General features: G+C 45.5%; 22 protein-coding genes. All 22 read right to left on the reverse strand.

Going from position 1 to position 26,271, the window contains the following annotated elements; all coding sequences use genetic code 11:
- Nucleotides 1-55 precede the first annotated feature (55 nt).
- On the reverse strand, nt 56-1,942 hold the full coding sequence (gene mutL / locus CEG13_RS05600; RefSeq protein WP_100010888.1) for a DNA mismatch repair endonuclease MutL: 1,887 nt from the start codon (nt 1,940-1,942) through the stop codon (nt 56-58).
- Between the two features lie 22 nt (nt 1,943-1,964).
- Complete coding sequence (gene mutS / locus CEG13_RS05605) at nt 1,965-4,544, reverse strand: DNA mismatch repair protein MutS (RefSeq protein WP_100010889.1); 2,580 nt, start codon at nt 4,542-4,544, stop codon at nt 1,965-1,967.
- Nucleotides 4,545-4,708: 164 nt separating this feature from the next.
- Nucleotides 4,709-5,272, reverse strand: a complete 564-nt coding sequence (locus CEG13_RS05610; RefSeq protein ID WP_100010890.1) for an outer spore coat protein CotE — start codon at nt 5,270-5,272, stop codon at nt 4,709-4,711.
- A 187-nt stretch (nt 5,273-5,459) separates the two neighbouring features.
- A complete protein-coding gene (locus CEG13_RS05615) occupies nt 5,460-5,888 on the reverse strand; it encodes a YlbF/YmcA family competence regulator (RefSeq protein WP_100010891.1) in 429 nt (142 codons plus the stop codon).
- Nucleotide 5,889: 1 nt separating this feature from the next.
- Nucleotides 5,890-7,476 carry a tRNA (N6-isopentenyl adenosine(37)-C2)-methylthiotransferase MiaB gene (gene miaB, locus CEG13_RS05620; RefSeq protein WP_100010892.1) on the reverse strand — a complete coding sequence of 529 codons (1,587 nt, stop codon included), beginning with the start codon at nt 7,474-7,476 and terminating at the stop codon, nt 5,890-5,892.
- 897 nt (nt 7,477-8,373) lie between these two features.
- A complete protein-coding gene (locus CEG13_RS05625) occupies nt 8,374-8,634 on the reverse strand; it encodes a stage V sporulation protein S (RefSeq protein WP_100010893.1) in 261 nt (86 codons plus the stop codon).
- Between the two features lie 100 nt (nt 8,635-8,734).
- Nucleotides 8,735-9,532 carry a TIGR00282 family metallophosphoesterase gene (locus CEG13_RS05630; protein WP_100010894.1) on the reverse strand — a complete coding sequence of 266 codons (798 nt, stop codon included), beginning with the start codon at nt 9,530-9,532 and terminating at the stop codon, nt 8,735-8,737.
- A 127-nt stretch (nt 9,533-9,659) separates the two neighbouring features.
- A complete protein-coding gene (gene rny / locus CEG13_RS05635; protein ID WP_420843789.1) occupies nt 9,660-11,291 on the reverse strand; it encodes a ribonuclease Y in 1,632 nt (543 codons plus the stop codon).
- A 257-nt stretch (nt 11,292-11,548) separates the two neighbouring features.
- Nucleotides 11,549-12,595 carry a recombinase RecA gene (recA, locus tag CEG13_RS05640; protein ID WP_100010896.1) on the reverse strand — a complete coding sequence of 349 codons (1,047 nt, stop codon included), beginning with the start codon at nt 12,593-12,595 and terminating at the stop codon, nt 11,549-11,551.
- 178 nt (nt 12,596-12,773) lie between these two features.
- Nucleotides 12,774-14,021, reverse strand: coding sequence for a competence/damage-inducible protein A (locus CEG13_RS05645; RefSeq protein ID WP_100010897.1), 1,248 nt, complete (start codon nt 14,019-14,021; stop codon nt 12,774-12,776).
- Entirely contained in the window at nt 14,018-14,596 is a 579-nt protein-coding gene (pgsA, locus tag CEG13_RS05650) for a CDP-diacylglycerol--glycerol-3-phosphate 3-phosphatidyltransferase (protein ID WP_100010898.1), read from the reverse strand. Before pgsA ends, CEG13_RS05645 begins: the two co-directional genes overlap by 4 nt.
- Nucleotides 14,597-14,678: 82 nt before the next feature.
- Nucleotides 14,679-15,617 carry a helix-turn-helix domain-containing protein gene (locus CEG13_RS05655; protein WP_100010899.1) on the reverse strand — a complete coding sequence of 313 codons (939 nt, stop codon included), beginning with the start codon at nt 15,615-15,617 and terminating at the stop codon, nt 14,679-14,681.
- Nucleotides 15,618-15,688: 71 nt separating this feature from the next.
- Nucleotides 15,689-16,480 carry a DUF3388 domain-containing protein gene (locus CEG13_RS05660; protein ID WP_100010900.1) on the reverse strand — a complete coding sequence of 264 codons (792 nt, stop codon included), beginning with the start codon at nt 16,478-16,480 and terminating at the stop codon, nt 15,689-15,691.
- Between the two features lie 254 nt (nt 16,481-16,734).
- The gene (locus CEG13_RS05665; protein ID WP_100010901.1) at nt 16,735-16,995 is read right to left on the reverse strand and encodes a DUF3243 domain-containing protein; all 261 of its coding nucleotides are present in this window, start codon (nt 16,993-16,995) and stop codon (nt 16,735-16,737) included.
- Nucleotides 16,996-17,170: 175 nt separating this feature from the next.
- Nucleotides 17,171-17,887, reverse strand: a complete 717-nt coding sequence (ymfI, locus tag CEG13_RS05670; RefSeq protein ID WP_100010902.1) for an elongation factor P 5-aminopentanone reductase — start codon at nt 17,885-17,887, stop codon at nt 17,171-17,173.
- A gap of 14 nt (nt 17,888-17,901) precedes the next feature.
- Entirely contained in the window at nt 17,902-19,185 is a 1,284-nt protein-coding gene (gene yfmH, locus CEG13_RS05675; protein ID WP_100010903.1) for an EF-P 5-aminopentanol modification-associated protein YfmH, read from the reverse strand.
- A complete protein-coding gene (gene yfmF / locus CEG13_RS05680; RefSeq protein ID WP_100010904.1) occupies nt 19,178-20,467 on the reverse strand; it encodes an EF-P 5-aminopentanol modification-associated protein YfmF in 1,290 nt (429 codons plus the stop codon). Before yfmF ends, yfmH begins: the two co-directional genes overlap by 8 nt.
- A gap of 609 nt (nt 20,468-21,076) precedes the next feature.
- The gene (locus CEG13_RS05685; RefSeq protein ID WP_100010905.1) at nt 21,077-21,802 is read right to left on the reverse strand and encodes a GntR family transcriptional regulator; all 726 of its coding nucleotides are present in this window, start codon (nt 21,800-21,802) and stop codon (nt 21,077-21,079) included.
- 18 nt (nt 21,803-21,820) lie between these two features.
- Complete coding sequence (locus CEG13_RS05690; RefSeq protein WP_100010906.1) at nt 21,821-24,103, reverse strand: DNA translocase FtsK; 2,283 nt, start codon at nt 24,101-24,103, stop codon at nt 21,821-21,823.
- Nucleotides 24,104-24,268: 165 nt separating this feature from the next.
- Entirely contained in the window at nt 24,269-24,478 is a 210-nt protein-coding gene (locus tag CEG13_RS05695) for a YlzJ-like family protein (RefSeq protein WP_100010907.1), read from the reverse strand.
- A complete protein-coding gene (locus tag CEG13_RS05700) occupies nt 24,475-25,212 on the reverse strand; it encodes a ClpP family protease (protein WP_143469651.1) in 738 nt (245 codons plus the stop codon). The genes CEG13_RS05695 and CEG13_RS05700 overlap by 4 nt, the downstream gene beginning before the upstream one ends.
- Before the next feature lie 191 nt (nt 25,213-25,403).
- Nucleotides 25,404-26,270, reverse strand: a complete 867-nt coding sequence (gene dapA / locus CEG13_RS05705; RefSeq protein ID WP_100010909.1) for a 4-hydroxy-tetrahydrodipicolinate synthase — start codon at nt 26,268-26,270, stop codon at nt 25,404-25,406.
- Nucleotide 26,271: the final 1 nt, after the last annotated feature.

Here is a 26,271-nt window from a genome sequence, read left to right on the forward strand (position 1 = left end):
ACCACCTCTGGATTTTTTTACTAGCTTAGACGAGGCGGGATTGATTTATACATTGCTACATGACACGTTTAAACATCTTTTCCAATTCATAGGTGGAAAAATGGACAATGATCGGCCGGCCATGCGGACAGGTAAATGGATCAGCTGTTTTACGCAAATCTTCCAGCAGCCGGAGCATTTCTTCCTGATTCAAGGAATGATTGGCTTTAATCGACCGCTTGCACGCCATCAGAATCGCAGCATCTTCCCTGATTGCTTCCACATCAACTTTTTCCTTCATCATTACCTGATCGATCATTTCCCTGATTATTTCTTCCTCAAAGCCGTGCGGAAACCAGTTGGGGTAAGAACGGATGACATACGTCTGATGACCGAACTCTTCAAAAAACAGACCAACTTTTTCCAATTCCTCCCGATACTGTTCAATGAAAATAGCTTCCTGCCTGGAGAATTCAAATGTCATCGGAAGCAGCAAATTCTGTGCCTCATTGATCGTTTTCCCCAGCTTCCTTTTGAAAAACTCGTATTTAATCCGCTCCTGTGCCGCATGCTGATCTACCATATATAAGCCATTTTCATTTTGGGCAAGAATATAGGTGCCATGCAGCTGTCCGATTGGATACATGGAAGGAATTCGCTCCGAGGGAGACGTTTCCTCTGTAACTTGAGCGCTGCTCTCTGTTGATTGAGCACGCTCCTCTGTGGCCTGAGCATTTTTCCATGTTGCTTGCGTGCTTTCCGATGCCGCTTCACTGGTTGTCTGGTATGCTGCTCTGGCAGGCTTTTGCTCAATCGCCTCCTGATCTTCCAAAACAGGGAACGAATGCTTTGGCTCATGGATGACACTGTTCGAATCAACTGCATTTCTGGAAAAGGAAGGCTTGAGATGATCGAACGCTATTGACTGCTGCTGCGTGAGCTCTTTGGCTGGTGGCTTTTGCTGCATTTCCGGAATCAGCGTTATTTCCCGGAATTTATCACGAATCGCCTCTTCAATTAAGGAAAACAATTCTTTTTCCTTGCTGAAGCGAACTTCTAGTTTCGTCGGGTGCACATTGACATCCACAAGAAATGGGTCCATTTGTATACTCAACACAACAATTGGCGACCTGCCGATCGGCAGCAAGGTATGATAGCCTGCCATAACTGCTTTTGACAATGGAATACTCTTGATATACCGTCCATTGATAATCATGGAAATAAACGAGCGGGAGGCTCTGGTCACTTCCGGTTTTGCTATATAGCCTTCAAGAATAAAATCAAGGCTCTCCCTCTTGATTTTCAGCATTTTTTTTGCTGTTCCCATCCCGTATACATGGGCGATGACTTGTAAGAGATCACCAGTGCCCGGACTGCTGAACAGCCCTTTGCCGTTGTGGATCGCCTCCAGACGTATATCCGGATGGGAAAGGGCAAGTCGGTTGAGCAAATCGGTAATATGCCCAAGCTCTGTATGAAGACTTTTCATATATTTGAGCCGTGCCGGTGTGTTAAAAAACAGATCTTCCACCAGAATTTCGGTTCCTTTACGGGCATCACTCTTGCCCTTGCTTTTAGGTTTTCCTCCTTCCAGCACCAAGTGGGTGCCGGCTGCATCCCCTTTTGAAGTTTTTATTGTCAATCTGCTGACAGAAGCAATGCTTGCAAGGGCTTCGCCACGAAAGCCAAGGGTCTGGACATGAAACAGATCATTTTCATTTTTAATTTTGCTGGTGGCATGTGGCAGAAACGCTTTTTCGCAGTCATCCTCGCTCATTCCGTTTCCGTTATCAGTGACACGGATTTGCTGCAGTCCAGCTTCAGCCAGTTCCACTTTAATCCATGTGCTGTCAGCATCGATGCTGTTTTCCACTAATTCTTTGACGACCGAGGCAGGACGTTCCACCACTTCACCTGCCGCAATTTTATTTGCTAAGGCTTCAGGCATTTGGGTAATTTCCATGCAACCAGTCCTTTCTGCCGTATTACTGTTTTTTTGCCGCTTTCTGCAACTGATGGAGGGCATTCATCGCTTCTAAAGGTGTCATGGCAAACAAATCAAGCTCTTTTAAATCACGGATAACCTTGCTCTCCCTCGCCGTGGTCTTTTCTTTCTTTTCGGGTGGTCCTTCCTCTGCAAAAAAGGATAGCTGCCCGGGTTCTGATACTTCTTCAGCAGAAGCCGCTTCATTTCCGGCTTCCAGCTGCTGCAGGATAGCACTCGCCCTGCCGATTAACGCTTCCGGCAACCCGGCTAATTTGGCGACATAGATACCGTAGCTTTCATCTGCCGCTCCTTCTTTGATCTGATGGAGAAAAACCACATTCCCTTGATGTTCTTCCGCCCTTACGTGGACATTTTTCAGGTTTGCCAGGGGCTCTTCCAGGGCTGTCAGTTCATGATAATGGGTGGAAAACAAGGTTTTTGCCTGAATGTGTTCATGGATATACTCAATAATCGCCTGGGCTAATGCCATACCGTCATACGTGCTTGTCCCGCGCCCGATTTCATCAAGCAAAAGCAAACTCCGGTCCGTGGCTTGCTGTAAGGCATGATTGGCTTCCAGCATTTCCACCATAAACGTGCTCTGCCCCGATACCAGATCATCAGCCGCTCCAATGCGCGTGAAAATCTGATCAAAGATCGGCAATTCCGCTTCATCCGCCGGAACAAAGCAGCCGATTTGCCCCATAATTACCGTCAGGGCAAGCTGCCGCATATAGGTGCTTTTTCCGGACATATTCGGACCTGTAATCAGCAGCATTCGCTTTTCCTCGTCGAGAGAGATATCATTTGGCACAAAGGAACCGTCCGTCATCACCTGTTCGACGACCGGATGTCTGCTTTTTTTTACCATTAAACGTCCATCAGTAAACGTCGGACGCTTAAACTGATTGGCTTCACTGACGGCCGCAAATGACTGCAGAACATCAATGGTGCTGACTGTTTCCGCGAGATGCTGCAGCTGCGGGATAAATTCCTTTAACTGCTCACGTATTTCGATAAACAGCCTATATTCCAAATCCACACTTTTTTCTTCCGCCTCCAGGATCAGCTGTTCTTTTTCTTTTAATTCCGGTGTAATATAGCGTTCAGCATTAGTCAGCGTCTGTTTCCGTTCATATCTGCCTTCAGGAAGCAGGTGCAGGTTCGCTCTGGTCACTTCAATATAATAGCCAAAAACCCGGTTGTAGCCGATTTTCAGTGATTTGATTCCGGTCTCCTGTTTTTCCTTCTGCTCCAGTTCGGCAATCCACTGTTTACCATTTCTTGAAGCATCTCTGTAGGTGTCCAGCTGTGTATGATATCCATCCTTAATGATCGAGCCGTCTTTTATTGAGATAGGGGGCTCCTCTATTAAACTGGCATCCAAAAGTTCCACGATTTCCCTGGGGTAAGCAAGAGAATCGGCTAATTTCTGTATTTCTTTCTGTTCAAATTGCTGCAGGACCTCTTTCAGTGCGGGAATTTTTTTCAGTGACTGCTTTACTTGCATCAAATCCCTGGCATTTACATTGCCAAATGCGACTCTTCCCGCCAGGCGCTCCAGATCATAAACGGACTTCAGTGTTTCCCGCAAATCTTCCCGTTCGATAAACCCGCGGTAAAAACCTTCTGCGACATCCAGTCTTGCTTCAATTTTCCCTCTGCTCAAGAGCGGCCGTTCGAGCCACTTTTTCAGCATTCTTGCCCCCATTGCTGTGACAGTATGATCCAGCACCCATAAGAGGCTGCCATGCTTTCCTTTTTTAATCATCGTCTCGGTCAATTCCAAATTACGCTTGGAGTACATATCAAGCGATAAATGATTTTTCAGTTCAATCACTTCCGCCTGCTGAAGATGATCAAGCGAGCGTTTCTGGGTGGATTGAATATAGTTTAACAAACGACTGAAGCCCTCCACTAAACGCTCATCATGCAGGTTCTCACACAGGTCCCTGTATTCTGCGTTAAATGTCACTTCGTCCTGATAGGATAAGGTCACCTGCAGCCTGTCACGGAGCTGCTGCTGCAGCTCGTCCGGCAGACTTGAAGCGATAACTACCTCACGAATCGGCTGGTTGTACAATTCATGAATCACCGCATCCCAGCCAAGCGAAATAAGGGCAATTCGATTTTCCCCTGTTGATAAGTCGTTATAGACCACGGTATAGGTTTCATCCGGAAAGTGCGAAAGGCTGGCAATGTAGTTGTTTTTCCCTTCCTCAAGCATCGTGCTTTCCATGACAGTCCCTGGCGTAATCAGCTGGATGACCTCCCGTTTGACAACCCCTTTGGCTGTTTTTGGGTCTTCCACCTGCTCACATATTGCTACTTTATAGCCTTTACTAATTAAAGTTTTTATGTAATTTTCCGCTGAATGATAGGGTACGCCGCACATAGGAATCGGTTCTTTCTGACCTGGGTCACGCTTGGTCAGAGTAATTTCCAGTTCCCTTGCCGCTTGAATCGCATCATCAAAAAACATCTCGTAAAAATCGCCTAAACGGAAAAACAAAAAAGCATCTTTATAATCTGCTTTGATTTTTAGATATTGCTCCATCATTGGTGTGTGTTTTGCCATGTCTGATCCTCCAACAATCACGAAATAACTTCCTTTAATTATAGCACATTTAAAAAAAGAAAGGCGACCGTTTAGAGACAGAGAAAGGAGAAATGATCTCCCCACTGGACACCCTTATTTTTACAGAAAAAAATTACGAGAGAAGAGATCCCTCGTAATTTTCTTTAATCCTTTTTATCCAGAAAATCCGGCTCGACATCGGATAATTCATCATCGGTAAGCTCAAAGTCCCAGCTTTCCTCATCATCGTCACCATATTCCCATTTTGGATCAACCTTGACGCGCAATTTGGTCTCCCCAATTACCTGAACAACAAATTCACGCTCAATTTCTACTGCAATCTTCTGCCCCTTGTGTGTAATCTTGCATTCCAGGCAGTTCGGCTGCTGCATCACTTTAGCGATAACGTCACAATCATCATCCAGCGATTTGTCATCTTTGACACTAAGCGGTACGAGGTCATGGTAGTTCACCCGCTCTGTTACCACCTCTGTTTTCGTATTGTCATTGTACGAATACCAGATGTTAATATCGTAGCTTCCAGTGATTTCCACGGTATCCTCGGATTTTTTCTTGGCATTGTATAAATGATTGATCACCCAGCAGCCCAAAATGCTGGAGGGTCTATGTGACGGCGAGACGGTGTGGGTGTCTTTGGTGAACTTGCGCCCTTTGCCGATGACAGCTTTTGTGATGATTTCTCTGTAGTCATTTTCGAGAAAAGACATAATTACGTTTACCTCCTCTATTTTCATAGTCATTTTATGCAAGACAAATACCTAAAGTGCATAAGTGACTGAGAAAAGAGCGGAAAAGGAAAACCAGGCAGGATTAGTTCCTTGCCTGGTTTTGTATTTCTATTGATGCCAGCGGGGTCGAACAGAGAGCCGCTTGCCGGCGCATTCTCCGTAATAACTAATGGGCGCAGCCAGAGCTTTTTTTCATTTTTGAACCGGTCTCGCCAGCCAAAATATCTCCGCCAGTTGATTCAATGACATTGTTGGTCACTTCCCGGGCAATTGTACCGGAAACCAATTGCAGGACATCATTGACCACTACTTGAATTTCCTTGAATTCCTGAACAACCGGAATGGCATCAATTTCTGCCTGCAGCCGATCAATTTCTGCTTCCACATTTTTCAGCGCTTCGGTTTTTTCATATGCCTGAAAGTTCACTGCCTGTTTTTGCAGGGTTTTTATTTTTTGAATCAGCTGCTGTACCTTTTTATTTTCATTAATTTTTGCTTCCACTTGTTTGAAACGGTCAATCTCTTCCGTGTTTGACAGCATGCCTGCCAGTTTTCTCGCTTCATCGAGCACTTCTTTGCGTGTATACTCAGCCATATTAGTTCACCTCAACTGTATTTTCTGCCATTACACCGTTTAAGGACCAGGTCTTTGCTTCCGTTATGGTCACATCCACAATTTTTCCAATGGCTGATTTAGGGCCTTGGAAATTGACAAGCTTGTTTCTTTCCGTGTAGCCGGCCAGTACATCCGGATCTTTTTTGCTTTCCCCTTCCACAAGCACCTTCACTGTTTTATTCTGATAGGTACTCATCGAAGCTGCCGACTGCTTGTTCACAAGGTCATTCAGCCGGTACAGCCGCTGCTTCTTCACTTCTTCCGGCACATCGTCCTGTTTCCGGGCAGCCGGAGTCCCATCACGCGGGGAATAGATAAACGTATAGGCAGCCTCAAACCCGACTTCCTCGACAAGAGTCATGGTTTCTTCAAATTGCTCTTCTGTCTCATTCGGGAACCCGACAATGATATCCGTCGTCAGGGTGGCGTTCGGCATTGCTGTCCGGATCTTTCTCACCAATTCCAGGTATTCTTCTCTTGTATATTTGCGGTTCATTTTCTTCAAAATTTCACTGCTGCCGGACTGAACAGGCAGGTGAATATGATCCAGCAAATTGCCGCCTTTTGCCAGCACTTCAATCAAACGGTCGTCGAAGTCCCGCGGATGGGAGGTGGTAAACCGGACTCTCGGTATATCAATTTTGTGAATGTCATCCATCAGATCGCCAAGCCCGTATTCTAGATCCGCAAAATCTTTTCCGTAGGCATTTACGTTCTGCCCAAGAAGGGTGACTTCCTGATACCCCTGGGCAACAAGGTGTCGCACCTCCTGGATAATGTCCTCCGGCCGCCGGCTTCTTTCTTTACCGCGTGTCATCGGCACAATGCAATAGGTGCAAAATTTATCACAGCCATACATGATATTGACCCATGCTTTAATCTTTCCTTTTCTCGCTCTGGGCAGGTTTTCGATGACATCGCCTTCTTTGGACCAGACTTCCACAATCATCTCTTTGCCGAACAACGCTTCTTTGACGAGCTGCGGCAGGCGGTGAATATTATGGGTGCCAAAAATCAGATCGATGTGCTGATGTTTTTTCAGGATGCGATTAACTACGGACTCTTCCTGGGACATACAGCCGCATACCCCGATGATTAAATCAGGATTCTCCAGCTTTAATGGCTTCAAATGGCCGATTTCCCCAAATACTTTATTCTCGGCATTTTCCCTGATCGCACAGGTATTCAGCAAAATAATATCTGCCTCCGCTGTCTCAGAGGTGGATTCATAGCCCATTTCTGTCAGAATTCCTGCCATCACTTCTGTGTCATGTTCATTCATTTGACAGCCGTATGTACGAATAAGAAACTTTTTTCCTTCCCCGATGTGCTGCATATCTTCCGGAATGGAAAAATCATAATGAAACTGCACGTCTTCCTTGCGCCGCTTCCTTGCCTTCTTAATATCAGGAGACTGCGGCTGATACTCGGCCTGAAAATATTTGCTGATCAGTTCGTCACTGGACAGCTGTTTAATTCGTTCTATGTTATTTTTATCAGATGTCTGATCTTGAGAAGGATCGATTTGTTTAATTTGCGCTTGTTCCCTAAGCTGCTGCTCGTTCATTCTGCCACTCCTTTTTCGTTTATGAAGACAGCCATTTGCATAGATGTACATTATTACAGTATAAAGCCTATAAGCAAATTTAACAACAGATCGCAAGCAGAAAGCAACTAAAATATCCTGCTGATGGCGGGGAGTGGAATAAAGCAAAACAGGCTATCAATTCTCAAAGTGCAGAGAGGTTGTTATAGCAAAGTTTCCAATGCCCATTGTAGAAAGCATTTTATCAAAGGTTTTTTTCTAAAAGATTGGGACTGCGACTATTCGGCCCACCGAAAGGCGTTTGTCTTTTTATCTATAGACTGCGACATAAATCAATGGGTTCATTATCGCCGCTGCGGAAATATACTACGCTTTCCGCGGGTGGCTGGTGAGCCCCCTTGTGCTATCGCACTGCGGGGTCTCACCGAGGCCATTCCTCCCGCAGGAGTCTCCGTATATTTCCTCCGCTGACTGATGTGTTTTTTGACTCTACTGCTGTTTAAATCAACCACCACTCTTGATAGTTGATTTCTGTTGCAGGCAGTAGCTTTCCGCAAGCACGGTTTAAAAGTGCTTCCTGCTCAGGTCTAGACACATGCAGGAGTCGTCTGCCGTCAGCCCCAACCACTACCAACAGAGTGGGTAACTTTTAGTTGCTTTTAAAAAGCACACCGTTAGCGGAGGAAATACCCCGAGACTCCTGCGGGATGAAAAGCATAGGCGAGACCCCACAGCGCGTCAGCGCGAGGAGGCTCGGCAGCTTCCCGCGGAAAGCGAGGGGTATTTCCGCAGCGGCAGCCTATGTCGCAGTTTTCATCTACTGCGACATAAATAAGCACTAAACTTGCAAAAAAAAGAACCATAACAAAAAAATAGCGTTACGCTTCTACGCAACACTATCCCCGGATTGTTTTTTGTCTATCTGGGTTCTATAATTAGCTTAATGGCTGTTCGTTCCTCATTATCAATGGTAATGTCCGTAAAGGCGGGAATACAAATTAAATCCACTCCACTCGGAGCGACAAAACCTCTTGCGATGGCCACCGCTTTGACGGACTGGTTTATCGCGCCAGCTCCGATTGCCTGGATTTCTGCTGAACCTCTTTCCCTTAATACGTTTGCAAGTGCACCTGCTACTGAATTTGGGTTTGATTTTGCTGAAACCTTTAATACTTCCATGACTGGTACCTCCTTTGTATGCTATTGTCATCATACAGCTACTATATTCGTGGAGAGGTTCGCTTATTCCCTGTGAGCCTTAATAATTCGAACAATTCTATCACCCAAAGTAAGGATGGTCATCGTTTATGAGGATTCTTTCTGCCTTGGATGCCTTGCCGCTCTTTGGATCAACCGTCACGATAAACCCATTTAGTTGTTTTCTTCCCTCTTTCGGGATTTCAAAACGTACCGGCATAGATGTCAGAAACCGTTTCAGCACTGCCTCTCTTTCTACACCCAATATTCCGTCATAGGGGCCAGTCATCCCCGTATCCGTAATATAGGCTGTTCCTCCAGGCAGAATTCGCTCATCCGCTGTTTGCGTATGGGTATGGGTGCCGACAACCGTACTGACCCGTCCATCTGCATACCAGCCCAGTGCCTGCTTTTCACTAGTAGCCTCCGCGTGGAAATCTACAAAAATAATATTGGTGCGCTTTTTTGCTTCCCGAATCAATTCATCTAAAGCGGTAAATGGATCGTCAATAGCCGGAAGGAAGGTCCGTCCCTGAAGATTGATAACGGCGACTTCCACCCCATTCAAGTTGACAAAAATCAGCCCTTTGCCTGGTGTTCCTTTAGGGAAATTAGCTGGTCGCAACATATATTTGGCCTCATCGATAAACTCGAAAATTTCTTTCTTGTCCCACATATGGTTGCCCATGGTGATTACTTGAGCACCCCATTCTAGAAACTGCTTATATATTTTTTCTGTTATTCCCTTGCCGGCAGCTGCATTCTCTCCATTGATAATCGTCATGTTTGGCCGGTGCTTCTCTTTTAATTTAGGCAAATATTCCTGAACCATTTCCCGGCCGGGAGCACCCACCACGTCGCCTATAAACAAAATCTTCATTCGCTATCATCCTACCTGTTTTTTAGTACTTTAAGTTTTTCATAAAGTGCAGACAATGTCAAAACAGAAAAAAAGCGGTCAAGTGACCGCTTTTTTCCTTCCTCCCCTGTTCTAAATGAGAGGTTGATTATTTAGCATATTCAACGGATCGTGTTTCCCGGATTACCGTCACTTTAATATGACCAGGATAGTCAAGTTCTGATTCTATCCGTTTCCGTATATCGCGGGCAATGCTTACAGATTGAATATCATCAATTTCATCCGGCTTCACCATGATCCGGATCTCTCTTCCGGCCTGGATCGCGAAAGATTTCTCTACACCAGCAAAGGATTCAGAGATTTCTTCGAGTTTCTCCAGCCGCTTGATGTAGTTTTCCAGTGTTTCACTTCTTGCGCCAGGGCGGGCGGCAGATAAAGCATCTGCTGCAGCCACTAATACAGAAATTACTGAAGTGGGCTCCTCGTCCCCGTGGTGGGATGCGACCGAATTAATGACCACTTCATGTTCCTTGTATTTGATGGCAAGTTCTTTGCCGATTTCAACGTGGCTTCCTTCCACCTCATGATCAATGGCCTTGCCAATATCATGAAGCAGACCAGCTCTTTTTGCCAGCGTTACATCTTCACCTAATTCAGCAGCAAGCAGTCCGGAGAGGTATGCCACCTCTGTTGAGTGTTTCAGGACATTTTGCCCGTAGCTTGTCCGGTATTTCAAACGGCCAAGTATTTTGATCAGATCTGGATGCAATCCATGCACCCCAACTTCAAATGTCGTCTCTTCTCCGATTTCCCGGATATGATCATCGACCTCGCGACGGGCCTTATCCACCATTTCCTCGATGCGTGCCGGATGAATTCTGCCGTCCTGCACGAGTTTTTCCAATGCCATTCTTGCCGTTTCCCTGCGGATTGGATCGAAACCTGATAAGATAACAGCTTCCGGCGTGTCATCAATAATCAAATCAATCCCTGTCAATGTCTCCAAGGTACGGATATTACGGCCTTCCCGTCCAATGATCCGGCCTTTCATTTCATCGTTTGGAAGATTAACTACCGAGACTGTCGTTTCAGCCACATGATCTGCTGCACAGCGCTGCAAGGCTAAAGAGAGAATGTCTTTTGCCTTTTTGTCTGCTTCCTCTTTTGCGCGATTTTCGGCTTCCTTCACCATTAAGGCAGCATCATGGGCAACCTCTTGCTCGATCTTTTCAAAAACAACCTGTTTGGCCTGCTCCGTTGTATATCCTGAAATGCGCTCAAGCTCTGTTTGCTGCTCTTGTTTCATCACTTCCACTTTGCTTTCCATTTCTTCAATTTGTTGTTGTTTGTCTGTTAGTGATTGTTCCTTTTTCTCTAACAAGAGCTCACGCTTGTCCAATGATTCATCTTTTCTGTCCAGATTATCTTCTTTTTGTGTCAGACGATTTTCCTGCTTTTGTGTTTCTGTGCGTCGTTCCCGCAGTTCGTCTTCTGTCTGGCGGCGCAGGGTATGAATTTCATCCTTTGCCTCAAGAAGTGCCTCTTTCTTAGCGGCATCTGCATTCCGGTTCGCCTCGTCAACGATTTGCTTTGCCAACGTTTCGGCGCTGGAAATTTTAGCTTCTGCAATAGATTTACGAATCAGATAACCAACAACAATACCGACGATCAGAGTAAGCAAAATGGAGATGATTACATAAATAATTTCCACGATTTCACCTCCTATTGCTATAAAGTTGTACAATTCATTATTGTCGGCATGTACCATGTTCCTGTGCATAAATAACCATACATCTTATAACAAAAAGTATAAAATTATACATATTAATTTTAATTACCTGTTACGCAAATGTCAAGGAAACGTCACAACTATTTAAGGAAGGAATTTTTTAGCTTCCGCACGAGCAGCTTGGACACCCCTGACATACAGGGGCTTAGCCATAATTTTCTTCTTTCTTTAGTTAAGAATTCTTTCTGCGGTCGCAAGAAATAAAACAATCCCTTACTGATTAAGTCAGTAAAGGATTGTTTCATTATCTACACATCCAGGCTGCCCTGTCCAACTCCTTCTTCCTCTTTTGCTTCTTCATTTGGCTTGTCATCCAGCTGATAATGACTGCGGATGGCTTCATGAATTTCTGCTTGTACCTCCACGTTCTCTTTCAGGTACTGTTTGGAGTTTTCCCTGCCCTGTCCGAGCCTTTCCTTGTTATAGGAATACCAGGCACCGCTTTTGTCGACAATATCCAGTTCTGAGCCGATGTCAAGGATTTCTCCCTCTCTGGAGATCCCTTCCCCATACATAATATCCACTTCCGCTTGTTTGAACGGAGGGGCTACCTTATTTTTAACGACTTTGATTCTTGCTCTGTTTCCGACCATTTCGTTTCCTTGCTTCAGACTTTCAGCTCTGCGTACTTCAAGCCGGACAGAGGAATAGAATTTAAGTGCCCGTCCGCCTGGCGTAGTTTCCGGATTGCCAAACATTACTCCGACCTTTTCTCTGATCTGGTTGATGAAAATGGCGGTGGTTTTCGATTTATTGATGGCTCCGGAGAGTTTGCGCAATGCTTGGGACATCAGTCTTGCCTGCAGCCCGACATGAGCATCCCCCATGTCTCCTTCGATTTCCGCTTTGGGAACAAGTGCAGCGACAGAGTCTACCACAATAATGTCCACTGCTCCGCTGCGGACGAGCGCTTCGGCAATTTCCAGCGCCTGCTCACCCGTATCAGGCTGGGACAGCAGCAGTTCTTCTACATTTACTCCAAGTGCTCTTGCATAGGTAGGATCAAGCGCATGCTCTGCATCAATAAATGCAGCCTGTCCTCCCTTATTCTGTGCTTCAGCGATCGCGTGCAACGCCACTGTCGTCTTCCCGGAAGACTCCGGACCGTAAATTTCCACGACCCGCCCCCGCGGATATCCGCCAATGCCAAGTGCGACATCCAATGCCAGGGAACCGCTCGGAATCGTTGCAATTTTTTGCTCCGCCTGATCTCCCATTTTCATAATGGATCCTTTGCCAAACTGCTTTTCTATCTGTCTTAATGCGTTATCTAATGCTTGTTTTCTATCACTCAATGTAAATGCCTCCCTTTCCCTTGTTATCTCTATCATACACTCTTTTTCGGTATTTGCCAAGCAAAAAACGAATAAACGTTCTGCGATTTTCAGCTGTATTTAAGCTGCAAAATCATATTTTCCACTATTACACCACTGCTAAAATTTGTTTTTTCTTTCCCATATACCCGGCAAATGACTATTTTAAGTGTTTAAAAAGAATTTCCAAACCTTTTTTACTGGCCCTTTCCCTGATGGAATTGCGGCTGCCCTGAAAGGTAAACAATTCCACCTGATCATCGCTGTCCTTGTCAGACAGGGCAATATATACCGTGCCCGCCGGCTTCCCCTCTATCCCGTCAGGACCAGCCACTCCGGTGAAACTGATGCCAACCGATGTATTCAATAATTCACGGACACGCCTGGCCATTTCTAAGGCACATTCTTTGCTGACTGTGCCATGCTTTTCAATGGTTTGGGAGGAAACGCCAAGCACTTCCTGTTTCACGTCTGTATGATAGGATACAATTCCTCCACTTAAGACCTCAGAAGCTCCCCGGGCAGAAACCAGCCGCTCTGTAAACATTCCGCCTGTCAGACTTTCCGCAGCAGCAATTTTCTTGCCGTGATGTCTTAACCGGCTAACTATCTGTCCCTCGATTGTGTCCGTATCTGTTCCATAAAAATAGCCACCAACTTTTTGGAGAATCGTTTGTTTGGTATTCTGAAGCAGCTGATCCGCCTCTTGGGCATTCCCTGCTTTTGCTGTCAAGCGCAGCACCACACCGTCATTCTGAGCCAGAGGAGCAATAGTTGGATTGCTTTGACTGCGGATCAGCTCGCTTAAGGAATCTTCAAGCGCCGACTCTCCAATCCCGGAAAATTTTAATACTGTCGATTTAATCAATCCGTCCGTTCCTGCTGTTTTTCGCAGATATGGCAAAACATCCTTTTCCGCCAAATGCTTCATTTCCCTTGGAACACCCGGCAGGAAAATCCAGATTTTCTCTTCATGGTTGACGATCATCCCCGGTGCCATGCCTGCGTTGTTTTCCAAAACTCCGGCATGCTTAAACACACGGGCCTGCTTCCGGTTATTTGGTGTCATCACCGTGTTTGCCGCGGTGAAATAAGAAGTGATCTTATCCATGGTCGGCTGATGCTCGATAAGCTCCATACCGCTTATGCGCTGAAACGCTTCTCTTGTCATATCATCTTCTGTCGGCCCCAGTCCTCCTGTAACGATAATTACATCCGAACGATTTTGCGCCTGAGAAAATATTTCTTCCACCCGATACAGATTATCACCAACCACCGCATGATGAAACACATTGATCCCGGTATGGGCGAGCTGCTCGGAAAGCCACTGGGCGTTCGTATTGGAAATTTGCCCCAAAAGCAGCTCTGTTCCGACAGCGATAATTTCCGCATTCATTGAATTTTTCATTTGGAATCCCTCATTACATGCCAGTTTTTTACAAAATAATCAATTCCGGAATAAACAGTAAAGAATAATGCCGCATAAAGCATTATTGTACCAAACGGAAAGCCAATATAAGAGAAAGGGAAGTTATGGAGCAGAAGAGCGGCAGTGGCAACAATCTGCGTAACGGTTTTCAGCTTTCCCATGCTGCTTGCGGCAAGCACAATCCCTTCACCGGCAGCAACCAGCCGCAGTCCAGTTACGGCGAATTCTCTGCTAATGATCAGAATAACAATCCATGCCGGTGCAAGACCCATCTCAACCAATAAAATAAGTGCCGCAGAAACAAGCAATTTGTCCGCAAGTGGGTCGAGAAATTTCCCGAGATTTGTGACGAGGTTATACTTACGGGCATAATAGCCATCCACCCAATCGGTAGTAGAGGCGATAATAAACAAGATTGCTGCCAGGAAGTGGGACACCGGCAGCTCCGCCTGCCCAATATTCCATGCTCCCCAGTTAAATGGAACGCTTAACAGTACAATAAAAACAGGGATTAAAAAAATTCGAGACAAGGTGATTTTATTTGGTACATTCATTTGGTAATTCCTCCAGTTCTATAAGGTATAAAACCCTTCCTCGCAGGGAAGGGTTTTGACAGCAAACGGCGGATGCACATATCTATTGTACATTCACCCAGATTTGCTGGACGACATATTCATCTGGATTGGCAGGATACTCCAGTTCTGTTCCATTTATTGTAATCGTCAAATCAGAAGCATTGCCGATATTAAAATAGATGCTTTCCCCGCTCGCGACAGTCAGCTCCTCTGGTGAAGCCTCCTCTGTCAGCGTATTGTAATAAAGGGATTCTCCTGCTTCATTTTCAACTTCCAGCCAGGTATCACCAGAGGATTCCATTGTGATTTCTACTTCGTCACTGTTATGGGCAAAATCTAATGTCGCCTCCGCCCGTCCACCGGCTGCACTCTCTTCAACGACTTCAAAGGTGCCTTCATTTTCACTTTCAGTGGTGTCCTCTGTATCTTCTCCGCCTTCAGAATCAGAGCCAGTTTCATCTGCGGACCCGTTTTCATCAGTTCCGGAAGCAGTCTCCTCGTCTTCTGCACCACTGTCTGCATTGCTTGGGTTCTCATTGTCAGCCGGTTCATTAATAATCACGTTGTCATTTGGATCCTCTACCGGCTGGCTTCCATCAGTCGCCATAGCCTGCTGGATGAAATACCAGGCAACAGCAAAAATGCCGATCACCAGGAGGATAACAATAATGGTCGGAATAATTGAGAAAACGTTCGAACTTTTTTCCGGATTGCTCACCTTTTTCGTTCTTTGCATCCTTGTATACTGCACTTCATTGTCTTCTTCCGTTTTTGGCACTTCATCTTTATATTCTTCCAGAAGTTCGTTTGGATCCAGCCCAACCGCTGCAGCGTATTCTTTAATAAATGCCCTGGCATAGAATTTGCCCGGAAGGATTTGAAAGTTCCCTTCTTCAATAGCCAGCAAATACCGTTTTTGTATCTTCGTCGTTTCTTGCAAACTATCTAGTGAAAGGTTTTGCGCAACTCTTGCTTCTTTCAGCCTTGCTCCAATCTCCATAATAAACACCATCCATTTTTAGAAAACTCAGCCTAAATCATTCAGGCAATAGCCTTTACCTTATTTTTGTTTTAATAATCAAACATGGAAAAGCCATTTTGCTCCATCTCCTGCTGTCTTTCCATTGGTTCGTATGTAATTTCTTCGTCTTCATGGCTCCTGAGTTCAATAATATAATCAAAATCCTCTATATTATATTCTGTTGCTTGAACAAAAATATCCGGATGCTCCACTACTTTAATCGAAGGAAGCTGCATAATTTCCCTGATCAGCTGCCAATGCTTTTCGCTTGCCCGGTTTTTGGACACGACACCATCAATAATATAGATATTGTCCGGATTATATTCCCCTACAATCAGCTGACTTCGGACCGTTTGCTTTAAGAGGGTGCTGGACACAAACAGCCAGCTTTTATTGGCAGAAACACTTGCTGCGACTACAGATTCTGTCTTTCCTACCCGAGGCATGCCCCGGACGCCAATTAATTTGTGACCTTCCTTTTTGAACAGTTCGGCCATAAAGTCTACCAATATGCCGATCTCTTCGCGGACAAAGCGCACCGTCTTCCGGTCATGCGAATCCCTGTGAATGTATTTTCCATGCCGCACTGCCAGCCTGTCGCGCAATTTCGGTTTCCTTATTTTTGTTACGTTAATTGTATTTATCGTTTGCAGTATCGATTTCAAACGCTCAATGTTTTCATCATATTTCGATAAAATCAGCATGCCCCGCTTAGAATTCTCCACCCCGTTAATCGTAACAATATTGATGGACAGCATTCCAAGCAAAGAAGAAATATCCCCGAGTAAGCCAGGACGGTTATAGCGAATTTCATATTCAAGGTACCATTCTGTCTTTTCCATTTAGTAAACTCCTTTATATATCGTCAGAAAGTATACATCATGGCGGATTTTGGAGAATACCCCCGGTCTTCTACCTGAATATTCGACACGAAGAGCCAAGTTCTTCCAATCTCCTTAATGTTACCCAATCCGGCTGATAAAAGCAATGTCTTATTTCTACTATAAATGATTTTTTGTCCGGTGAAAAGTCATATTCTTTTGCATAGCATAAAAAAAGAAGCTGTGGTGATATTCACAGCTTCTCCTTGCCCTCATTAATTCATATTTCCCTTATTTTGCACGAGTTTCACCATGGTATTGGCGATTGCATGCTGTTCTTGTTCCGATGCGGCATTCCATAATTCACGCAATACAGCTTCTTCCGGATTCTTTGGATCAACGCTTTGTGCAAGATAATCTCCCACATCTGAGGCCACATTGGAAATTGTCTGCTGGCTCATTCCCTGCTGCTGGGCTTGCTGCAGCTTATTCGACAAAAATCCCTTCCAAGAATCAAAATTATCCAAGACTGACATTACATCTGCCTCCTTCAATTATTGTCAGGTATAGTATGTGAGATAAAAAACGATTTATACATGTAATCGAACAAAAGCACATACGCCGCTGGGCGCTGGAGCTGGATGTAGCATTATATGCCAAGAATACTATACAACACATATTTTATAAGCGATTATCTCACGAACAAAAGCATTACCAGCCGCCATCGATATGGAGGATCTCCCCGTGAATATAGCCAGCATCTTCTCCCAGTAAAAAAGCTGCAGCGTGGGCAACATCCGAGGGCTTTCCGGCACGATTTGCAGGGATTTCTGCGAGCAGTGCTTCCTTTTCTGCTGCCGACAAATGGCGATTCATTTTCGTTTCAATAAATCCCGGACTTATCGCATTCACTGCAATTCCGCTTGCAGCCACCTCTTTCGCCAGTGCTTTAACAAAACTGTTTTGCGCTCCTTTTACAGAGGAATAAATGACCTCATTGCTTGCCCCTTTATCTCCCCAGATAGAAGTAATGAAAATAATTTTTCCTCTTTCTCGCTGCAGCATGTCTGGCAGAAGATGCCGGGTTATCCGCCAGGGTGCCTGAACATGCAAATGAAGGAGGTCTTCCATTTCCCGAATGGTAGTCTCCTGAAATAAACCGTAGTGGGCGGTACCCCCGGCAAAAATTATCGCATCGACAGGAAACACAATTCGCGAAAGGAAAGATTCAATTTCCGCCTCATTTGTCAAGTCTGCCTGGAGGACACTTAAAATGGATTCTTCTTGTACCTTTTTCTGCAGTTCGTGAATAGATTCCCTGCTCTGATTATAATGTAAGATCAGCTGGTACCCTTTCTCTGTCAGCACCTCAGCTATCGCCGAACCGATCTCCCCGCTAGCACCAACAATCAGTATATTCTTCCCCATAACTTTCGGTCTCCTTAATGATCGGCAATCGTGCAAACTGCGAGCCGGTCTTCCGTAATCCAGTTTTGCAAAAAGCTATTGGCATCAGTTACATTTAGGCTGCGGATGGCGGGAATTACTTCAAACAAGTCAATTCCCAGCGTATGATAATGCGTATACTGGCCCGCTATAAACTCAAGTGAATTCATTGCACGCAGCAATTGGCCAATTTTCTTTTTCTTCATCCGCTCCACTTCTTCTTCTGTAAGAGTTGCATTATTGGTGGAGAGCAGCTGCTGCTTTACCTTTTTTGCGAATTTTTCCGGGTCTGAGGTGTTGCTGCCGATCATGGTATAGCCAAAATTCTGTTCTAAATTCGTTTCAAAATGAAAGCTTCCGTCAATCAGCTTCTCCTTATACAATTCCTGATAGAACGGTCCGCCCTTTGAATAATAGTGATCCAGCACCATGCTTGTCAGCAGATCCTTATCCAGAAAATCATCCTTAACCAGCTCAGCTGAAGATTCCTTGATACCGATCGTGCATTTCGGAATCGAAACAGGCATCGTTATCGTATGTTCCCTTTTCGCTGCTTCAACCGGTTCCTCCGGGAATTCCCGGTCAATCTTGTGCATTTTCTCAAATTCTTTCTTCTCCTGATTGTTCTCAATAAAGGCCATCATATGCTCTGCATCAAACTTGCCTGCAAGAAATAGGGTCATATTCTCCGGGTGGTAAAAGGTATGGTAGCAAGTGTACAAATCATCTTTTGTGATTTGATGGATCGATTCCACCGTTCCGGCAATGTCAACATTAACGGGGTGATTTTCAAACAGACTCTTGATGGTGCCCATAAACGATTGCCAGTCCGGCTGATCATCATACATCTTAATCTCCTGGGCAATGATGCCTTTTTCCTTCTCTACCGACTCCTTGGAAAAATACGGATTTTGAACAAAATCAAGCAATGTCTCCACATTTTTTTCAATCTGGCTTGTTGCCGCAAACAAATAGGCTGTTTTTGTAAAGGATGTATAGGCATTTGGGGAGGCACCCTGCTTGGAAAAGTCTGCAAATACGTCCCTGTCTTCTTTTTCAAACAGCTTGTGCTCCAGAAAATGGGCGACGCCTTCAGGAACGGTGATCTTTTCGGTTTGGCCAATTGGCGCAAACGTTAAATCAATCGAACCATAATTAGTGGAAAAGAGGCCGTACGTCTTGGCCATCTCCGGCCGCGGCAGCAAAAAGACCGACAGCCCATTTTCAAGCTTGGCGGAATAGATCGTTTCTTTTATTTCCTCATACGTCTGTTTATGCATTGGTCGAAGCCTCCTTGCTTGTTAATAAATAAACTGTATCTTGCTGCATCTTTTCCGCGGCCTGTACTACATCTTGCTTTGTTACCTTTTTGATTCCGGCAATCAGCTCATCCGGCGGCAAATCCCTGCCAGCAAGCACCTGCTGATACAACAGTTCGATGATCCCGTATGGATGATCCATCGTTTCCAGCAGCTGGTTGACGATCAACTCCTTCGTTTCTGTTAATTGTTCCTCGGTAAAGTTGCCTTCCTTCATTGCTTTTGTCTGCTGGCCAATAATTTCTTTTGCCTTCTCGTAATCTTCCGGCGCAATCCCGCTTATAACAAACATCAGCCCTTTGTGGCTCTCCAGCCGGGAAGATGCATAATAGGCGAGACTGTGCTTTTCCCGCACATTAAGAAATAACTTGGAACTCGGGAAACCGCCGAACAGCCCGTTAAATACCTGCAGAGCGAAGTAGTCATCATCCCTGTACGTAATATTGGTACGGTAACCGATATGAAGTTTTGCCTGCTGTACCTCGAGTTTCTCCACCTTTTCCTGCACGTTAAGATTTTGTTTTCCCACAGAAGGTTCAGCACTTACTTGCGAATCGTTCGTGTTTCGCTGGAACAGACTGGAGAGGTTAGCTTTCATCTCCTCTTCAGCAAAATCACCAAGTACATACACATCCAGTTGGTCTTCTGAAATTATGGTCTGATGATAGTCGTATAAGTTCTCTGCTGTAATCTTTCCCAAATCCTCTTCATATCCCTGTACATGAAGCTGATACGCTTCCCCTTCACACATCTCATCAATCAGCCGCATATTGGCATAGCTCATCTTGTCGTCCCTGATTGCATTAATTTTCTGTTTTAAAGTATCCTTCTCTCTTGCAACGATGTTCTCGTCAAATTTCCCTCCATCCGCATTCGGCTGAAAAATAATTTCGTTTAAGAGGTCCATTCCTTCTTTCACGATATTTGCTTCCCCATCGATAAATTTTTCATTAGCCAGTTCCAGTCTTAATGTAATGATGTGATTCTCTCCCTTTTTGCCGCCACTTACCGAGAGGACCGCACCATACAGCTCATCCAATTTTTTCTGAAACATTTCTGTTGATGGATAGTTTTTAGTGCCCTGTTTCAAAATATAAGGGAGCAAAGCACGCCTGGTTATCGTTTCGCGCTCAAGCGGCGCCATGAACTTTGCTGTAATGCTGAGCGTTTTAAACTTTCTGCTTGGAACGAAATGGATAGTTCGTCCATTTTCCCTGATAACTGTTTCTTCAACTTTATTCATTAACCGGCCTCCAATTCTCATTAATCCCTATTATTCTGTACATCACTTCCTGCTGTCATCCATTATACGAGAAAAAAACCAGACGTGCTAATTACAGCAAGTCTGATTTTTGAATGAAGGCCGTTTTCTGAAAGATTGGGGTTGCGGTTACTAGTTCTACCGAAAAGATTTGTTGCTTCTGTCGCAAAATCTATAAACTGCGACGAAAACCAATGGGGTTTATGACCGCCGCTGCGGAAATACCCCTCGCTTTCCGCGGGAGCTGGTGAGCCTCCTCGCGCTGTCGCGCTACGGGGTCTCACCTAGGCTTACCATCCCGCAGGAGTCTCGGGGTATTTCCTCCGCTGGGAGATGTGGTTTGCGACTTTACTGCTGTCGAAATCACCACCCCACTTAACCACTTTTGAAAGTTGATTGGAGCGAAGGGAAGCCGACTCCTGCGGAAACAGCACGAGTCTAGACCTGAGCAGGAAGCGGTTTTCTTCCGAGGAGGCTGAAGCCGTGCCCTAAGGTGCGCGGCTTCCCGTAGCGGAAATCAACGAGCACTCTGTCGCAGGTATTTCCGCAACAGTGAGTTACGTTGCAGTTTCCATCTACTCTGATAAGAGATTACATTCGTTTTCTTAGAACATAAAATTGAAAAAAATCAGGGCGGAAATAATTTACGGAGTACAGGACAGGCTCGTCTTCCTCCGTGTAGTGCATCTGTTTCAAGAGCAGAAGCGGCTGTTCCGGATGACAGCCCAGCTTTTCGTAAACCCTGCTTTGATAGCTGACTGGCTCTATATTGGTTACCGCATAGCTGATAGATCTCCCTGTATAGACTTCCAGCAGCTTAAACAGGGAATCATCCTTTTTAACATTCTCCAGTTCAATGAGCTCTGCCGGAAGCTTATCAATACAGAAGACAACAGGCTCTCCGTCAGCTGTACGGATCCGTTCAATTTTTATGAGATTGCCTGTTTCCTCTAGTTCAAAATATTCTTTGTCCTCTGCTCCTGGTTCTGTGATTTGCGAAGAGATCAGCTGTGAACCAGCATGCTTTCCGGATTGCTCAATCATATAGGTAACGCTGCTTAACTGCTCTATGCCGGACGAGTAGACCGGCTTAGGTTTCACAAAAGTGCCAACCCCATGCCTGCGCATCACGATATTGTCTTCCTCCAGCATCCTCAGCGCCTCTCTCAATGTCGCACGGGAAACGCCCAAGTCTCTGGAAAGCTGAAATTCGGAGGGAAGCTTCTGTTTTTCTTTGTATTTGACTGATTCAATCCCCCGCTTGATTTCATCCATCACCTGCAAGTACAAATGACGGACATCTGATCGAATGGAAATAGTAACCCCTCCTCATGATCAGGATGACTTTTCTTCAGCGGACTGTGTTACCAAAACAGAGCGTGGCTTGCTCCCTTCATATGGACCAACAATGCCTCTGTCTTCCATTGCATCAATCAGCCTTGCCGCCCGGGTATAGCCGATGCGGAAGCGGCGCTGCAGCATGGAAACACTTGCGCTTTGCATTTCAGTGATCATCTGAACGGCATCATCATACAGTTCATCATCTACTTCTTCTTGTGTTTCATTTGCTTCCTCCGGGATCATTTCCTCCTGATACGATGCTTTTTGCTGATCAATACAATGGTCAACAACACGTTCCACTTCTTCATCAGATAAAAACGCTCCCTGCACCCGCATCGGCTTGGAATTGCCAACAGGCAAGAACAGCATGTCCCCTCTGCCAAGCAGCTTATCCGCCCCGCCGGAATCCAGGATCGTCCGGGAATCGGTCGCAGAAGAAACACTGAAGGCGATCCGGGAAGGGATATTCGCTTTAATGACCCCTGTAATGACATCGACGGACGGTCGCTGTGTCGCAATGATGAGGTGAATACCTGCCGCCCGAGCCATTTGCGCAAGCCGGGTGATCGAATCTTCCACATCATTGGAAGCAACCATCATTAAGTCAGCAAGTTCATCCACAAGAACGACGATGTACGGCAGGTTTGGCTGCTGGTCAGCCTCTTCAACCGTTTGGTTATATTTGCGGATATACTCATTATATCCTTCAATATTGCGCGTCCCGGTATCTGAAAACAACTCGTATCTTCTCTCCATCTCGGAAACTACTTTTTTCAACGCTTTGGACGCCTTTTTCGGGTCTGTCACAACGGGTGCCAATAAATGCGGAATGCCGTTATATACATTTAGCTCCACTTTTTTCGGGTCGATCATCATCATTTTTACCTCATGCGGTTTGGTGCGCATCAGAATGGTTGTAATAATTCCATTCACACAGACACTTTTCCCGCTTCCTGTGGCACCAGCAATCAGGAGATGAGGCATTTTATTCAGTTCACCCACTACTGCCTCCCCGGAAATATCACGGCCAAGGGCAAATAACAGCTTCGCATTTTGCTTGCTCCATGTATTATCAAGCACCTCACGCAGTGAAACCATGGCGATTTCCTGATTGGGCACTTCGATTCCGACAGCCGATTTACCCGGGATGGGCGCTTCAATCCGAATATCCTTCGCCGCCAATGCCAGTGCCAGGTCATCATGCAGATTGACAATTTTGCTGACCTTAACTCCTGCTTCCGGATACACTTCATATTTGGTGACTGCAGGACCGACATGGACTTTGGTAACTCTTGCTTTAACCCCGAAACTTTGAAATGTTCGCTCCAGCTTCCTCACTGTAGCCTGGATCTGCGACTTTTCCTGCGTCTGGGAATTTTGCTGGGGTTCTGCCAGCAATTTCGGTGACGGCAGTTCGTACTCGTGGTTTTCCGGTTCCGTCATTGGCATGTCCTCTATGTCGTCCGCTTGCGCCGGTTCGCTCTCTGTAACACTTGTTTGTTCTACAGGCTGTTCTTTCGGTACAGCAGGCTCTGAAAATGAATAGGTCACTTCATTGAAATCCTCAATCAGCGGCTCTTCCTTTTGAGGCGTTTCCTCACGGACGGATTCAACCGGCTGGGAGGATTCACGCTGTTCTTTCTTTCTCGCTCGTGTCTCTTTCCGGTTCTTCCGCAAAGCCAGTATTCTTTCACTCAGCTTTTTCCATGTCTTAGAGAAAATATCTCCCAAAGACAACTCAGTCATAAACACGACTCCAATGATAATGGAAAACGCTGCGACAATTTGTGCTCCTGCTGAAGAAAATAAAAAATAGCAGATGGTGAACAGGAGGCCGCCAATCATACCCCCGCCTGTCTGCACGGCTATGCCTTCTCCGTTCATATAGAAAAGGAAATGATTCCATGTTGCCCCAAGGATTGAAACGTCTCCTGCCAGCACCTGCAGCCGCTCCATTGTCTGAATATGTGTCAAGAGAACAATCCCGGCAAACAGAATATAAAAGCCGGTGACCTTTCTGTTGGAAAAATCCGGCCATCTTCTTTTTATAAGAAGGATGATCCCAGTAATAAACAGGAAAAGAGATGCGACAAAATACCAAATCCCCAAAAGAAAGCGGAACAGATACTCCAGGCCACCGGGAATAGCTCCATCACTGATCGCACTCGCCCCGCTGCCAAAAATAGCAAGGAAGATAAATAATAATCCGAGCAGTTCCAGTTTCATCTGTTTTTTCAGCTTGCCGCCTTTACGTTTATTTCTTCTTTTCTTCGCCATCTTTTCACCCCGATTCCTCTTAAGGCAATCCTACATGAATAGTAAACCCCTGCCTGGAAAATGGCAAGGGCTTTTCTTTCATTATAGCATAAAAACCGGGAAAAAGATGGTACTGGTTTTATCATAGGTTAACAGGCAGTCAGACCCACTTAATGAAGTTTCACTTTATTTTGGCAGAACCGATCCGGGAGCGTATCTTTCATTCAAAAAATCCTGCGGGTCTGTAGACAAAAGCCGCAGTAGCTGATAAGAGCCGTCAGCTGTTTGTTCCACATAAACAGAACGGCCCTCATACGTAACAAAATGTCTGCCAGCAGTAGGGTCTGCTGTTTCAGGGAAAATATCTTCCTGAGCTAATGGTGTGTATAAAATCATTGGATCACCTGATTTCCCGGCTGGTTCCCGATGAAACCATTGACTTTTTCCATCGCTTCCTTGACACCGCCGACCCCGTCAATCAGTCCATAATCCACTGCGTCTTTTCCAACCACATTGGTGCCGATATCCCTCGTCAGATTGCCCTTGGCAAACATTAATTCCTTGAACTTCTCTTCCTTGATATTGGAGTGATTGACAACAAAATCAATCACCCGATCCTGCATTTTATCCAGATATTCAAATGTTTGCGGCACCCCGATAACAAGTCCGTTCAACCGGACAGGGTGAATCGTCATTGTGGCAGTCGGTACAATATAAGAATAATCTGTCGCAACAGCAATCGGCACGCCAATCGAATGGCCGCCGCCAAGGACAATCGACACGGTTGGTTTGGAAATGGAAGCCACCATTTCCGCCAGAGCCAGCCCTGCCTCAACATCTCCCCCGACTGTGTTGAGCATGACAATCAGCCCTTCAATTTTCGGGTTTTGCTCAACAGCAATCAGCTGTGGCAGCAGATGTTCATATTTGGTTGTTTTATTTTGCGGCGGCAGTTGCACATGGCCTTCCACCTGCCCAATAATTGTAAGTACATGAATATTGGAATCCGGGGCCTGTGGCACGTTTGCCTGACCGAGCTGCTGAATCTTTTGAACCAATGCGGAGGTATTCTGTGACTTGTCCTCCTGATTCTGATCTTCTTTTTTATCCGGATTGTTATTGTCCGTCATTCCGATCACTCCTTTTCCATTACAAAGTCTACCTGTAGTATGAACCGAAATGGAGAGGAACATGCTAATATTTCGTAAAAACCGGGCAATCAGTGTCTCATTTAAAAAATGATTGCTTCAAGACCTTACATGTACGTAAGTTTATTCTTTTTTCCGTTAAAAAAATACCGGCTTGTTACAGCCGATATTTTTTATTGGTCAATTAATTCTTTTAATTCTGCTTTCTCCTCTTCTGTCAGAGCAAGCAGCGGCAGTCTTACAATACCAGTGTCCAGCCCCTTCATTTGCAGTGCTGCTTTCACCGGAGCAGGAGATGGCTGTTTGAATAAGCCTCGCATCAGCGGCAGTATTTGCCGGTGCTTGGCGGCTGCCTCATTGACCTCGCCGCTTTTGTATAACTGAATCATTTCTTGTAGTTCATTGCCGATGATATGCGAGGCAACGGAAATGACGCCATCCGCACCGACTGCTAAGAGTGGCAGGGTTAACCCGTCTTCCCCGCTGTACAGGGTAAAATCATCACTGGTTCGTTCAATGACTTCCGCCGCCAGATCCAAATCACAGGAAGCCTCTTTGACAGAGACAATATTATCTATTTTGCTTAGTTCAATGATCGTTTCTGCATCCATTTTGACGACAGAACGCCCCGGAATGTTGTAAAGCATAACAGGCAATGATGTTTCCCCGGCAATTGCTTTAAAATGGGCATACATGCCGCGCTGTGTCGGCTTGTTATAATACGGGGCAACAACCATTGCCGCATCCACTCCAACTTCTTCCGCCTTTTTCGTCAGCGCAATCGAGGCAAGCGTATCATTGCTGCTTGTGCCTGCGATTACAGGCACACGCCGCTTGACTGTATCAACAACATGCTTAATCAGTTGGATTTTTTCCTCAATGGACAAAGTTGGAGATTCACCAGTCGTTCCGTTGATCACAAGTCCTTGGGTGCCATTGTCCAGAAGGTATTCAATCAGGATGGAAGTTTGTTCATAATCCACGCCGCCTTCTTTGTTGAACGGAGTCACCATTGCTGTCAGCACGCGGCCAAAATTCATT

Source organism: Lentibacillus sediminis, assembly GCF_002763455.1.
GTDB lineage: Bacteria > Bacillota > Bacilli > Bacillales > Amphibacillaceae > Lentibacillus_D > Lentibacillus_D sediminis_A.